The organism is Vibrio alfacsensis, from assembly GCF_019670485.1.
Lineage (GTDB): Bacteria > Pseudomonadota > Gammaproteobacteria > Enterobacterales > Vibrionaceae > Vibrio > Vibrio alfacsensis.
The window spans coordinates 225,214-238,919 of record NZ_AP024165.1 but is presented as its reverse complement, the minus strand read 5'-3'; the positions used below and the strand labels follow the sequence as shown (position 1 = coordinate 238,919).

10 protein-coding genes and 1 pseudogene are annotated in these 13,706 nt (G+C 41.1%); 1 reads left to right on the top strand and 10 read right to left on the bottom strand.

Translation table 11 applies throughout. From position 1 onward, the window contains the following. Positions 1-564: 564 nt before the first annotated feature. The 10 genes and pseudogenes from VA249_RS01115 to VA249_RS01070 form a co-directional block, all read right to left on the bottom strand. Positions 565-2,082 (bottom strand): asparagine synthase C-terminal domain-containing protein, encoded by a 1,518-nt coding sequence (locus VA249_RS01115; protein ID WP_221068537.1) that lies wholly within the window; start codon positions 2,080-2,082, stop codon positions 565-567. A gap of 9 nt (positions 2,083-2,091) precedes the next feature. After that, the gene (locus tag VA249_RS01110) at positions 2,092-3,453 is read right to left on the bottom strand and encodes an oligosaccharide flippase family protein (protein WP_221068536.1); all 1,362 of its coding nucleotides are present in this window, start codon (positions 3,451-3,453) and stop codon (positions 2,092-2,094) included. 62 nt (positions 3,454-3,515) lie between these two features. Then, complete coding sequence (locus tag VA249_RS01105) at positions 3,516-4,592, bottom strand: DegT/DnrJ/EryC1/StrS family aminotransferase (protein WP_221068535.1); 1,077 nt, start codon at positions 4,590-4,592, stop codon at positions 3,516-3,518. Positions 4,593-4,600: 8 nt separating this feature from the next. Further along, positions 4,601-5,182, bottom strand: a complete 582-nt coding sequence (locus VA249_RS01100; RefSeq protein WP_221068534.1) for an acyltransferase — start codon at positions 5,180-5,182, stop codon at positions 4,601-4,603. Between the two features lie 46 nt (positions 5,183-5,228). Continuing rightward, complete coding sequence (tviB, locus tag VA249_RS01095; RefSeq protein WP_221068533.1) at positions 5,229-6,503, bottom strand: Vi polysaccharide biosynthesis UDP-N-acetylglucosamine C-6 dehydrogenase TviB; 1,275 nt, start codon at positions 6,501-6,503, stop codon at positions 5,229-5,231. Positions 6,504-6,519: 16 nt separating this feature from the next. After that, positions 6,520-7,560, bottom strand: coding sequence for a Gfo/Idh/MocA family protein (locus VA249_RS01090; RefSeq protein ID WP_275946575.1), 1,041 nt, complete (start codon positions 7,558-7,560; stop codon positions 6,520-6,522). A 156-nt stretch (positions 7,561-7,716) separates the two neighbouring features. Continuing rightward, the gene (locus VA249_RS01085) at positions 7,717-8,712 is read right to left on the bottom strand and encodes a Wzz/FepE/Etk N-terminal domain-containing protein (protein ID WP_221068531.1); all 996 of its coding nucleotides are present in this window, start codon (positions 8,710-8,712) and stop codon (positions 7,717-7,719) included. Positions 8,713-8,864: 152 nt separating this feature from the next. After that, the gene (locus tag VA249_RS01080; protein ID WP_221068530.1) at positions 8,865-9,266 is read right to left on the bottom strand and encodes a four helix bundle protein; all 402 of its coding nucleotides are present in this window, start codon (positions 9,264-9,266) and stop codon (positions 8,865-8,867) included. Positions 9,267-9,357: 91 nt separating this feature from the next. Then, positions 9,358-11,724 (bottom strand): annotated as a pseudogene (locus VA249_RS01075) (SLBB domain-containing protein); the annotation flags it as partial. Positions 11,725-12,066: 342 nt separating this feature from the next. Next, the gene (locus tag VA249_RS01070) at positions 12,067-12,597 is read right to left on the bottom strand and encodes an outer membrane beta-barrel protein (protein WP_221068528.1); all 531 of its coding nucleotides are present in this window, start codon (positions 12,595-12,597) and stop codon (positions 12,067-12,069) included. Between the two features lie 839 nt (positions 12,598-13,436). Here VA249_RS01070 and VA249_RS01065 point away from each other — a divergent pair. Beyond that, positions 13,437-13,661, top strand: a complete 225-nt coding sequence (locus tag VA249_RS01065) for a hypothetical protein (protein WP_221068527.1) — start codon at positions 13,437-13,439, stop codon at positions 13,659-13,661. Positions 13,662-13,706 lie beyond the last annotated feature (45 nt).

The window sequence follows — 13,706 nt, the reverse complement described above, 5'->3', positions numbered from 1 at the left end:
CAAATATTTATATATGTTAGCAAACCACCAGAACTAAGCTCTGAATTACTTTCTCTAAACTCATATACTTTTAGGAAATTTAAATTTAGCGACACGCCAGATTTAGTATAATTAATTATAAGCAGAATTACGAAAAGCAAACAAAGGCAAACCCCGACTTCCAAGCCATATTTAAACTCTGGGAGCTTTGAAACTTTAATAAATCTGACCCTGATAATCATAAAGAATATAAAGAATGAAAAGCAGTATATTAATGGCAGTCCTATTGGATTGTCTGAGTTTAGTCCGTACATTGATAAAACAGGAAAAATTACCAACAAGGCCCAAAATATTTCCGTATAATCTCTTACTCTATTTAGAACAGGACTTAGACAAAATAAAAAAGGAACGCTAAACAACCAAGAAAGAGCATAATTGAACGCGTCGAAATTCAAGCTAAAACCATCATAACCAAAAACATCGCTTACAAAGTAAACGTATGAAAAGTCCAAAGCACATCTAAAAAGTATTAACCAAAATATAAACTTAATTCGCCTTCCTATTATAAACATCTATAAGCCCATCTCAATCTAAAAAAAGTAGCTGCATTTCCGCTACTTTCCCATTGAACTTGCTTGACTTAAAACATAGCTTTTCATTTTTTGACAAATTAAGTATTATTAAATCCAAATTATTAACACCGTCGATATTTGTAAACTTAGTAACAATCCTTCTAACAACTCTCGTGACAAGGCTATCTGTAGGCCTTACAAAATTATCGACACCGTACTCATGAAATAACTTATGACATATAGAGTCATACAAGTTTGATTCAATTGAGTATGTATTGAGATTTCTCCTGTTTTTATACTTAAGTGGAACGTTCCTAAAAAAGTTAGCCAAATCTAAATCCCACAATGGTATTCTAGCTTCATACCCAAAATATTCATATGTTCTTATAGAGTTTACGATGAACTTTGACTGCCTTTCTTTCCAGCTCCAAGCCTCCATATTTGAATATGCTAAATTATCACTATCGTAATAAGGAAAATCTAACGCGCCTGTATATTCAACTAACCTAAAGTGCTTATGCTTCAATCCCAACTCAACTTTAGCTCTTTCGGTATTTTCTTTCACATTACCAATTATATGTGTTCCCGAAAAAATATCCCCTGAATGCCCAGGTATAAAGACTCCATCGCTATCAATAAGATTTTTTGATTGTAAATAACTAACAGCAAGGTAGTCCTGCAAATGTGGCACAGATGTCCCATTAAAAGCGAACTTCATGTACTCTTTTAAAGAATTAACGTTCAAATTATCATTTACGAAACTTTTAGTGTATTTTATAACATGACACGTAAAACCTAATTTCTCTGCAACTGATGTTGCAACACTTAATTCTTTGCTCTTAGGGGAGCCATAAGTAAAGCAAATGACATTGGTATAGTTAAAATGTTTTAATAAAGTTAGTATTAACCTCGAATCATACCCGCCACTCAATGGGATAACAGCCTGCCTTCCATTTAGCGATTTTATAACTCTTTTCACCGCTTGCTCAACAAGCTCTATCCCGCGCGCCTGAAGGTTATAAAAATCGTCATTCAAAATATCAACCGAACGATAATTCCAATACTCTGCCGATTCAGCTATTCCAGAACAGTTTAACTCTACAACTTCAGCTGCTTGAACTTGATATATCTCGTCAAAAATGGTTTGGCAACCTAGCGTGTAGCCTGTGGATAAAAAAGCCTGCTTTGATGATTCTGAGATGTTTGCATTGGACAAACTAACAAGGTTGGAAACCTTATCAGAAACGTGCCATTCATTACCTACCTTAGTGTAGAATAGTGGGAATGTTCGAATATTATCAGAGATAAGATAAAGCTTATTATCATGATTTATAATTAAAGAGAACATTCCCCTTATCGTTTCTATATAATGCATAATTCTAATTAAAGAATCACAATTTTCGACGTCTTTTTTTATATCTTCGATAGTTAGTTCTTGGCCCTGTCTATCATATACAGTACCTTTTAAAGCTACAGTACTGTTTTTAAACCACTCGAAGCCAAAGTTTAAGTCTAATTTTACATTTATCATAATTAACTCTTAGATATAAATTCCCATGATAGAACATAAAAATAGAAGCGATGCAAATGGGAATAACTGCGCACTAACTTCTTTAGGTTTTATCTCAGCCAAACTCATCACATAGTAGACGAAAGATAACCATGCAACAAAACCAATACAAGCATGGACGAATATTGTCTGCCCTGGCTCAAACCCTAACAAATATGCAGTTAACAGCCATCCAATTCTAGTTACAAATAGAAAAGCATTAAATAGTAACAGTTCCTTTTGTTTTCCGAGTACGGTCAAAAGATGCGACAATGGGGAAGAAATAAAAACAAGATATATCCAGGGAGCTAGGTATTGTGCGTATACTCCAGCAATAATCCAGTCTTTTCCAAATACAATACTAAACAAGTAATCGCCGAAAACCAGCGTGATGAGAATAGGAAACAAACCTATCAACAATAACTTTTTATTTACATCTAAAGTAAGTTTTTTTATTTGTTCTTTATTGTCAATTATTTCATTCGCTTTTTGAAAGTAAACCAAAGCTATGGATGAACCTAGCAAAGACATTGGCATTTGAAGAATACGTTGAGATAATGAATAAAAACCTGTTGTAATTGATGAAAAAAAACTTGTTAATAATAGAGGGATTAACTGGACTGATGACGTATTTAACAAAGATGAGATCGCATTTACTTTAGGAAAAACTCGATATTCATAAGCCAGTTTAAACATTATTCTAAAGTCCGGCAGCCATAGCTTAATTTTTGTTTTCAGCCCCTCATTTTTTTTATTTTTCAAAGTGAAGACTAAATAACATAGTGAAACAAACTGCCCTGCTATATAACCAATCAACAAACCACCACTATAGTTAAACAGTGATATTTGAGTTATGCCGCCTCCCAAATTATTTAGAATTTTAGTAAAAGACATTTCCCTATATTTTTTATTCCTATTAAGCAGGCCATTAATTGATTGGCAGACACCAATAATAAATATAGATACAGGTAAAAAGTAAATTATGAAATCATAACCTAAAGGTAAACCTAAATATCTTGAAAAATCTTGAAACCCAAATATAAGTAAAACGTAAACAACCAAAGAAAATATAAAATTAATAAAAATAGCAAGCCAAAGCAACTGAATAGATTCAGTATTCTTTTTGGGGAGCATAATAGCAAGCTCGTATCGACCCGTAGAAACAATAACGAGCATAGACATCAAAGCTACATAAATCGCTAGAACTCCAAAATCTTCTGGAGTATAAATCCGTGTTAATATTGGTGATATAAGAATTGGAAGAGCTTGAGCTATTGTAGTCCCACGTGCAAGTACCATCACATTTTTATAAAATGAACCACTAGGGAGTTTAAATTTTACTCTATTTAACATTTATTGGTAACCGATACTTACCCTAATGGAAGTCTAAACTTTACCATTAGGGTTACATTTTCTTAAAGTTTATAATTCATATAACCATGCATTGGTAAACTAAATACCGCAGTAGCAAGCTTTTCTGCTACAGGGAAGTCACCATTTTTATAATTCAGCCCTGAAAATGCCGTTTGCTGATGCATACAAGTACGATAGTAGACCATGGTTGGAATGCCTTGTGCTTGATATTTCTGCATCTCTAACTCTCTGTTTTCACAACAAACTGTATATTGCGCCCATGAGCTAGTGTAACCCTCGGGTACTTGAGGGATCACAAACCGATCTTTTAATTCCGCTTCGTATTGATCAGCAACTTTTTGGCGAGAAATCAATTCTTGTGGAAACGCAGCTAACTTTTCTAATAAAATGGCAGCTTGAATTGTATCAAGACGACTGTTCACACCAATACGTACGTTATCATATTTATCTAAACCTTTACCGTGAATTCTTAGTGAGCGAAGTAACTCAGCATAATCATCATTGTTGGTAAAAATTGCACCGCCATCTCCGTAGCAACCTAATGGTTTGGCAGGAAAAAAACTCGTCGTCGCGATGTCACCAAACGCTCCCGCCATTTTGCCATTGAGCGAACCACCAAAACCTTGAGCGGCATCTTCAATCAGCTTTAAGTTATACTTCTCAGCTATCGCTTCAATCTCAACGTAGTTTGCTGGTAGACCAAACAAATCCACAGACACAATCGCCTTCGGTACTAATTTACCTTCAGCAATAACTTGTTGAATGCGCTTTTCTAAGTCTACTGGACAAATATTGAATGTGCTTTCTTCTGAATCCACGAATACTGGAGTCGCATTCGCGAACGCTATCGTTTCGGCTGTGGCAAAAAAAGTAAACGTTGGGCAGAAAACCGCATCACCCTCTTTAATATCCAATACCATCATCGCCAGTGTTAAAGCATCGGTACCATTGGCGCAAGTAATGGCATGTTTTACACCAACATACTCGGCTAGTTGTTCCTCAAGCTCGAAAACTTCAGGTCCCATAATATAATGACCATGGTCGAGTACTTTATGGATGCGAGCATCAATCTTAGTTTTTAGATGTTGGTACTGTGCAGCTAAATCAATAAATTGCATTGTTATTTTTACTCTTCAACAACAGTTAATATCGAACCATCAAGCTGATAAACAGTTTGAGTGCGAGGGCAGGTAATGGTTAAGTGACCTTCTAATGGCAAATCAAGTTGCTCACCATATTGGCTCATCCAGCCAATTTGCTTGGCGGGAACACCCACCATTAGAGCAAAGGGCTTTACATCTTTGTTCACGACAGTACCAGCACCAATGAACGCGTACTCACCAATCGTAATACCGCACACAACCGTACAGTTTGCACCCAAAGTGGCGCCCTTTTTCACGATAGTGTCACGGTATTGGTCTTTGCGTTCAATAAGGGAGCGAGGGTTATAAACATTTGTAAAAACCATGCTAGGTCCACAAAAAACGCCCTCTTCTAAATGAACATTGTCATAAACAGAGACGTTGTTTTGAATTTTACACTGGTCACCAATGGTCACCTTATTACCAACAAAGGCATTCTGCCCCAGAGATACGCCACGACCAATTTGAGCACCGGAACACACATGCGCCCAGTGCCACACTCGTGAACCTTCACCGATGTTAGCACCATCATCTACAATGGCCGTTTCATGCTGAAAGAAGCTCATAGCTACTCCAAATGATTAAAGGGAGCATTCGCCCCCTTATTATGGATTAAAGACGGATGTCTGCTTCGCCGACACTTAAGACATGTTTCACATCGTATAAAACGTGGCTATCTTTTCCTAAGCGGCGCAAAGCCTCTACGCCCATCGCTTTCGTCTCACTATGGTCAACCGCCAATACGATACCGTCATAATGACCTTCTTTCAGTTCATCAATGAGCTCAATACCATATTCATGGCGAACTTCTTCTTTTGACGCCCAACTATCGTATACATCAACCGACATATTAAAGTCTTGTAACTCTTTTACGATGTTGATGATTTTTGTGTTTCGAACATCAGGACAATCCCCTTTAAAGGTAAAACCTAATATCAGTACTTTTGCTTCATCAATATGGATTTTTTTACTCGCCAGCTTTTTCACTAATTGTGTCGCAACATATTCGCCCATACCATCATTGATACGACGCCCTGCCAAAATAACTTCTGGACGGTACCCTACCTCTTGAGCTTTATGAGTTAGATAATACGGGTCAACACTAATACAGTGCCCGCCTACCAGGCCTGGCTTAAACGGTAGGAAGTTCCACTTTGTACCTGCCGCTTTCAACACTTCTTCAGTATCAATGTCTAAACGGTTAAAAATCTTCGCGAATTCATTAATGATGGCAATGTTCAGATCACGCTGGGTATTTTCAATGACTTTAGCCGCTTCAGCAACTTTGATTGAAGAAGCTTTATGTGTGCCAGCAGTAACAATTGACGCGTATACTGCATCCACAAAGTCAGCAACAGCGTCTGTCGAACCTGACGTAATTTTCGTGATAGTCGTGAGTCGATTCACTTTATCACCCGGATTAATACGCTCAGGACTATAGCCAGCATAAAAGTCTTTATTAAATGTAAGTCCAGAAAGTTTTTCGATAATTGGAATACAGACTTCTTCCGTAGCACCTGGGTATACTGTTGATTCAAATACAACAATATCACCTTTTGAAATGACTTGAGAAAGTGCCTCTGACGCTTTAATCAAGGGTGTTAAATCCGGTGTATTTTCTTCTGTTATCGGAGTAGGAACTGTAACAATATAAAAATTACAATGCTTTAGATCTTCCAACTGGTGTGTATATCGTAAGTACTTTGCACTAGCCAGTTCTTCACCTGAACACTCTAGTGTTGAGTCTTTACCCGTTTCGAGCTCTTGAACACGAGCGGCATTGATATCCAAACCAAGAGTTGGATACTTTTTGCCAAACTCGACAGCAAGCGGCAAACCGACATAACCTAAGCCAACAATACCAATATTCAAACTATCTAATTTCATTTTTTGTTCCAATATATTATAAATTCAGTGGTAAACCGATTTCTTTACCATCGCGTGCAGAACGATAGGTACTAATCAACAGTTCTAACGACTTTAAGCCTTCACGGCCATCGGTTTCAGGCTCAGCTTTCCCTCGTAAAACGTCAGCCACATTTTGGAAATAAGGAGGATGACCAAAGCCATATACTGATGTGGTCTGGTAGTTCGCGCTATGAATATCTTTGTCGTAGTCACGCTCATCTTCAAACGTCCACTCTTGAATATCATTCACCGCAACACCACCAATTCTCACCGTACCTTTTTCGCCAAGAATAGTTATCGAACCTTCAAGGTTTTTAGGGTAAGTACACATGGTCACTGCCATAGAGCCTAGCGCTCCATTACGCCATTTAATGTTCACTACACCGGTATCCTCAACATCAATATCTCTGTGAGTTGATGTCATTGCATGGACTTTCTCTACCGGACCAATTAACCAGTGCATTAAATCCACATAATGCGTGGCTTGATTCATGAAAGCACCACCATCCATATCCCATGTGCCGGACCATGACGCGCGATCATAATACTCTTGCGGGCGAGTCCAGAATACGTTTAGGTGCACCATGTGAATTTGACCAAAACGTTTATCATTTACAGCACGCTTTAATAACTGTAACGTTGAATTGCGGCGATTCTGTTTTACAACGAATAAACGAACGCCTTCTTCATCACACGTACGAACCATATCCAAGCCATCTTGCCATTTGGTTGCCATTGGCTTTTCAGTAATGACATGGACTTTTGCTTTTGCGGCTTTAATCGCTTGTGAAGCGTGCATACCGCTAGGTGTACAAAGTGTTACTAAATCCAGCGATTCAGAAGCAAGCAGTTCATCAATAGAAAGATAGCCAGACACCCCGTAGTGTGACACGTGCTCATCAAGCACTTTAGGATCATTATCGCATACTGCGACCAGTTCATATTCCGATTTAAGTTGCTCAATTGAACCAAAATGGTTTTTGGATATACGCCCACAACCTACAACCGCAATGCGGAGCTTTCTATCTTTTATCATCAATCTGTCCACTTAATTTATAATTTTTCATCTCAGACTTTTTCACCATCTGAGACACTTTTCATTCAAAATGAGACAACCTTGTCTAGCCATCTCATTGTAATATATTGATTCCACCTATTTAATCAAACCGGCCCCAATAGGTAACCTAAAAGTCTAGGTTCTAGATTCTAGGTCCTCTGTATCTTCTTTTCGAAACGCAAAACGCACCAGTACAATGGCCACACCTAACATGCCACCAAGTAATGTCCCTAACACACAGATCAGCGCGCGTTTCGGCCCATCTTTAAGCTCTGGTATCACTGCAGGATCAACGACTTTGAAGATAAACTCTTCTTGCACCTCTGCAAGCATCAAGCTTTTGGTTTGTTCTTCAATCAGCTTATAGAACGTACTTTGCATGTCAGCAACAGCGGTTTTTTGTAGCTGGGTATTTAGGTAAGCTAGGTTTTGCGACGTTTCTGCTATTGTGCGTTCACGCATCACTTTGTTGATGTCTTCAATTAACCAGTTCACCCATTGCTGAGCAATGTAAGGAGAGTAGTTTTTGACTGATACCGTGTATAAGCCGCTTTCTTTGTCTTGGCTAACGCTCAAAACCTCTTTACTGAACACTTCAAACGCTTCTTGCGCCGTTGGTGTTGACCCACGTAGGCCTTTTGCCTCACGCAGCCATTCACCTGTATCAGGGTTATAAAGCTCTTCATCTAAGATGAGCTTGTTATTCGCTAAATCCCAATCTTTGGCAGCCATTAGTGGTACAAGCAAATCATGCTTTTTGATGAATGCTTCAACAAACTGGCGAGACTTCATCACTTGTACAGCTAAATCAGTTTGAGAAGATTCACCTGCCCCCAAGTTAACGCCCGCTAGAGCCGCTAGTCCGCCAAGTTGACCTGCCATTTTTGAAAGGCCACCGCCACCGGAGCTTTCTGCAGGAGCAAGCAACGCATCCGATTTGTAGATATTTGGCAGGCTTAGTGCGTAAAGTACCGCGCCGACTGCAAAAACAAACGTGGTCGCAATGATGATCCACTTACCTTTCCACAGTGCGCCGAACAGTTCACGTAAGTCGATTTCGTCATCCGCTGGTTGTTGGCTGTGTGGTGGGTACGGTAGGTAATGTTGTGGGTGTTCTTTTTGTGGTTCCATTGGTGTATTAGGTCCTAGGATCCTAGGTTCTAGATCCTAGATTCAAAATTTGAATCCGGAGCTAGGGGTAGGATCGATAAAATAAATGATAGGTCCTAGGATCCTAGGACCTAAATTACTTATTCGTGAATTTTTGTTCTTAGGATCTAGGGTTAGGACCTAGGATCCTTATAACTTTGGTATTTTGGTTTAGGTTCTCTTACTGAGCCTTTTCTTCGCTTAATTAGTGCTGCGAGCATAGCTGAAATTTCTTTGGCTTCGCTGATTAAGGCAAGCGCTTTTTGCTTTTCGACAAAGCCCGCTTCTATACCAATATAAAGTTGGGTAATCGCTTCCCCGGCAGAGCCTTTTGCAATGTAAAGAAACCTTGCAGACTCATTGACCGTTTCACGCTCTTCGCCTTCAGCAATATTAGAAGCTATCGAAAGTGCACTTCTCGTTAGTTGATCTTTAAAACCAAAGTTCTTACAACTCTCTAGCTCTTTGTACACATCACAAGATAAACGACAACTTCGCTTCCAAACCTCTAGTTTTTCAAAATCCAGTTGTCGCATAGCTCTCCAGCCTAGGTAGGTTTAAAGTTCCTAAGGGTAGAACAAGATCCTAGATCCTAGGAACTTTGACCCCTAGGACCTTTCTTTCCCGTTATTTCAACGCGTTAATCGCTACACCAGTTTGGTATAGGATCTGTGTTGCGGCGGTCCAAGTACTTAGCGCATCACGGTAATCGGTGTCGATTGGCACTACAATCGTGTCGCCTGCTTGGAGCTCTTGGTTATTGTTGCCGAACCAGTAACCTGATGTTGGTTTGTAAACCGAGCCATCTGCGCGCACGACAAAGATGCGATCTTCATCCGCTTGCTTCTTCGCGCCGCCCGCTTTGTTTAGGTAATCGTCCACCTCTAACTTGTTATCAAGCAAGTAAGTGATCGGTACTTGTACCTCACCCATGACGGATACCGTATTACGAAACGTTGGTACAAACAGGAAGTCACCGTCTTCCAGCATAAAGTCCGCGGAGCGATCATGCTTCAAGATGCGGTTAAGCTGCACCACCATACGGCCAAGGGCTTTGCTGCGGCTTGCCTCTTCAACAAAGGCTAACGTTTTATCCGGATCAGAGATGACAGAACCAAGATTGCTGTCTGCGCGGAATGTCTTCTTCGCCGTTTCTGCTCGCATGTCTGCGGCGTATTGGTTTAGCAGCTTTTGCTCTTGTAAACGCAGCGCTTCTCGAGTAAAGATTGCGCCCATTGGGTGAGCAAATTCGGTTAAGCCACCAGCACGCTCTAATAGCTCACTCATGGTCTCGCCTTGGCGAACCGTGTATGAGCCAGGGAAGCGAACTTCACCTTGCAGCATTACGGTGCTTTGTAGCTTCACGTTCGGCTTTTGCAGTACGTTCAGTCTGTCACGGCCAACGATGATCACATCGTTATTCACATCACCTTGAATCGCTTTGCGAAGATCAATACGCTCGATATCAATAGACGCACGCTCATCGATGTTATTAATCACCGAGCGCGCAAGTTCTGCGTTAATCGTAAATGCACCGTAAGTTAAACCACCCGCAGCCTCTAACAAATCCGACACTTTCATGCGTGGCGTAATTGGGTAACGGCCAGGGTATTTCACCTCACCTGTGACTTCAGCAATTTGCGGCGCTAAACCTAAACGAGATTGCTGTTGAAGCTTAAGTAAAACAGGTGCAAGCAATGAAGAACGTGTGTTCTGCTTAAGGTCTTGAATCTGCTCAGGAGTGACCTCTTCACCTTGCCACATCATACGGGCTTCTTTGCCTGTCACCGTACTGGTTGCTGCACTAAGATCTTGCTCTTCTTGCTGAATTTGCTCTTGTGCTTGTTGCTGTGCTTGCTCAAAGCTTTTGGCTTTTTCATCCACTTCTAATAATGAGTCGATGCCTTTATTACTTAAGCGATTAAATACCAACACTCGGTCACGAGAGTGCAGTTGCAAGTTGTCTTCACTGTTTGGCGCTAAAATCGCTTTCGCCAAGTTAAGTTGGAAAACTTCAATATCACGCTGGGCGTTGATCTCACGCACCACAACCGCGTAATTCACATCTGCAGTCGATTTAAACGCGGTATCTACGGATTGGAATAAATCCGCAATGCGTAAACCCGGTTTCCACTCTAAAAAGCCTGAATGACGTACATCACCCTCAACTTGAACAAAGCGCGTTAACTCTTCACTCTTCGTTGGTACGCTCACCGTATCACCATCTTTGACTTTAATTTGTTGGTCATGAGATTGAGTGAAGTTAAGCGTCACTAAATCACGTCCGCCTTTTGCTGCGTAACGTTTTACTTCAATTTGATCGCGATAAGCGTTGGCAGTAAAGCCACCGGCAAGTTGAAATGCTTGCTTGTAGGTCTCGCCTGATTTGATTTCATAAATCGCAGGGCGGTTCACTTCACCATCAATCGAAATGGTATTACCGACCGCACCAATGAACACCACATCCCCGGGTAATAGGCGAACATCATTACGAGCATCACCACGCAGCAGTAAGTCATACATGTCTAACTTGCGGATCACTTGGCCATTTCGTTTTAGCTGTACGTTACGCAATGCACCACTCTCGCTAAAACCGCCGCTGTAGTAGATCGCTTGAGATATAGTGGTTAACGCACTCACCGTGTAAGCACCTGGCTTGTAAGCATCACCCATAACGAAGATTTGCATGGTGCGCATTTCACCCAGAGAGATATCACTGCGCACGCCAATCATTTGTTCTCTTACGCGTTGGCTTAAAGAATCACGCACTTCTGAGAACGTCATGCCAGCCACTTGAACCGGGCCAAGTGATGGAAAGTTAATCACGCCCTCGCGACTTACTCGTAAGCGGTTGGTGGTATTTTCTTTACCAAACAACTGAATAACAATCTCATCCCCTGGGCCTACCGTGTAATCCGCAGGAACAGGTACATCACTGATTGGAGCAAATGTACTTGGCGAGCCCGCAAACAAATCCAAACCAAAGCGTTTCAAGCCCGTTTGTGCTTGTGCATCGTCCTCTGGGCCTCTGGTGCTTTCTTCTGTTTCACTCGTTGCAGGGCGAGCATCCACTACTTGTGGGTTTTCAAAACTGCTTGGTTGAGAAGCACCTGACGGCAAAGACACGCCATACTGACTTGCCAACGCTTGTTGTTGATCAGCCGGTAAGCTCTTAAACATTTGGATCTGAGCGGGAGTTGGAGTTTGCGCATACGAGAATGGCGCAAACATACTTGCCAGTGCAAAAGCGGCAATGGAAAAAGTTCCTTTAAGCATGGTCATTCGCTATAAAAAGAGTGGAGAGAAAAATCGTCGCTACTGCGCTCGATCTCGATGTTAGAAGCGGTGTTGGAAACCGATGGTAAGCGCGTTTAAACGAACTTGGTCTTCAGAGGCACTGTCAATAAACTCAAACACAACGGCATTGTGCTTATCAAGCGCATAGTGCATACCCAAGCCAAAGCTAAAGCCTTGCTCTTTGAGTGAACCAACGCCTTGTTTATCGATCTGAACGCTAGAGTAACCCGCCAATCCATATAACGCGATACGCTCAGCCACTGGCATGTTTAGCTTAATAAAGCCGCTTGCTAGGCTGTCTACTGCCAGTCCGCTATCACGTTGGACAGAGGTGCCGTAGCGCGCTTCTAAAGCGAGGTAATCATTGAAGAAGTAACCAGCTTGTGCTTGCAATAAAAATGGATTGCCTTCACTTACTGTAGACTGGGTGTTTTGAGATGAGGTGTGGTGATATTCGGCGTTAGAGTAACTAACCAATGCGCCGGAATAGAAGTTTGCTGAAGCAGAAAATGAGCACAAGCCTACGCTTATCGCACTCAACGCCCCTAGCCATGGTCGTTTATTGATCACGAAATTATCCCTTGGGTATCGACTGAACTTTAATGAAGAAGACGCGCTCAGTGATTATTTGTTAACTTTCTTGTGCGTTCCCACGCTACCGCCCGGCGGCATTACGCGTTAGCCACTGTTCGCTGGTTACCGATAAGTCGGTTTATTATGAATATGTTTTATTAAGCCTAAATTTGATGACTCGGTTCAAAAAACGGAACGAATAAAGTCAAAAAATTTGGCAAATTATGCATGGATTGGCGCAAAACGGCAAGAGGCGGCTGATTTGAATTGTGTGAATGTGCGGTAAAACGCGCAGTTTTTAGGCGGAAAAAAAGAAAGGGATTAGGGTGCTAGGTGCTAGAGGGAGCTTGTTGGGGCTTTAGTGAACCTCAATGACTATTTACGTACGTTGTTGAATACCGAATACGGAGCGCTTCGCTTACGAAAAAGCACATCATCACCAATTATGTCATTCCAGCGAGCTTTAGCGAGACTAGGGATCTATTACCAGCGTACTGAGTCATTTCGATGTATCACCTTAGTGGAGTCACTCTCTTTTAGTAGATTCTGAATCACGTTCGTTCCTCACTGTTCAGAATGACAAGTATTTTCCTTGTCACTCAAAGACAAAGATTGCGCGTAATCCGTAATCCGTAATCCGTAATCCAAAACATTAGGCCCTAGAACCTGCTTTTTACCTAGGACCTATCTCTTCTCCCCTAGGACCAGCTGTTTCTTCCCCTCTTTTTCATACGAAACTATTTACATGCTGGTTGTTTTTTAACTAAAATGTTACGTGATGCACCTAAAATGCATCAAACATCGATGTTTTAAAATTAGAAATACAAGGATTAATAATGAAGAATACAGCTCTAGCTATTCTTATGGCACTAAGCGCATCTACTGCATTTGCAGCAACTGAAGCTGGCACTACAAGTACAGCAGCAGCATCTGCAACAGGTACAACTGCAGTAGCAGTAGGCGCAGCAGCAGCAGTAACAGTAGTTGCAGTCGCAGCATCTGATAGCGATTCTACTTCTACTTCTACTTCTACTTCTACTTCTACTTCTGTAACTAAATAATCCATTTAGTTTAGTCGTAAGAGCTCATCGCCCTGATTAATTCAG